This window comes from Pseudomonas entomophila, assembly GCF_013523125.1.
Taxonomy (GTDB): domain Bacteria; phylum Pseudomonadota; class Gammaproteobacteria; order Pseudomonadales; family Pseudomonadaceae; genus Aquipseudomonas; species Aquipseudomonas entomophila_B.
Map to the genome: position 1 here is coordinate 1 of NZ_JAAMQJ010000108.1, position 682 is coordinate 682.

The window sequence follows — 682 nt, forward strand, 5'->3', positions numbered from 1 at the left end:
CAGCTGGGCCAGCCGGTGGACTTCAAGGTGGTGGCCACGCTCGAGCTGGACAGCGGCCCGGAGCCTGCCGTGGTCAAGAAGGCCGCACAAGCCAGCCTGGACGCGGCCATTGCCAAGGCGCGGGATCTGGAAGGCGAGCTGTCGTTGTCGGCCATCTACGCCGCGCTGCACGTCAGCGGGGTGCAGCGCGTCGACCTGGTCCAGCCCAAGGGCGACGTGCTGAGCGATAAGCGTCACTACCCCAACTGCACCGGCATCGCGCTAGGTACGAAGGTGGTAACGTGAGCCTGCTACCGCCCAATGCGACCCAGCTCGAGCGCGCGCTGGAAGTGGCCTGCGACCAGAACGTCGACCCCGACATCATCCGTGGGGTGGCGGACTCGGCGCGCTGCCCGGCCAACTTCCTGCCCTGGCTTGGCTGGGCGATGAAGGTCGAGGGCTGGGAGGCGGCCGACACCGAAGCCCAGCAGCGTGCCCTGATCCGCCAAGCGATACCGATCCACAAGACCAAGGGCACGGTCGGTGCCATCCGCCGGGTGCTGCGGGCGGTGAACGTCAACGCCGATCTCAAGGACTGGCGGGAGATCCCCAACGGGGTGCCGTACACCTTCCAGGTCACGGCCTGGGCCAACGAGAACCGCAGCGGTGAAGGCTCGATCATTTCGCCGCAGTTGGGCGAGCG

The 682-nt window shown here is 67.7% G+C and carries 1 protein-coding gene and 1 pseudogene; both read left to right on the forward strand.

Translation table 11 applies throughout. From position 1 onward, the window contains the following. Positions 1-285 (forward strand): annotated as a pseudogene (locus tag G7007_RS21805) (phage tail protein); the annotation flags it as partial. Beyond that, positions 282-682, forward strand: a 401-nt coding sequence (locus tag G7007_RS21810) for a phage tail protein I (protein WP_181105175.1), incomplete at its 3' end; no start/stop codon positions are given. The pseudogene G7007_RS21805 and the gene G7007_RS21810, both read left to right, overlap by 4 nt.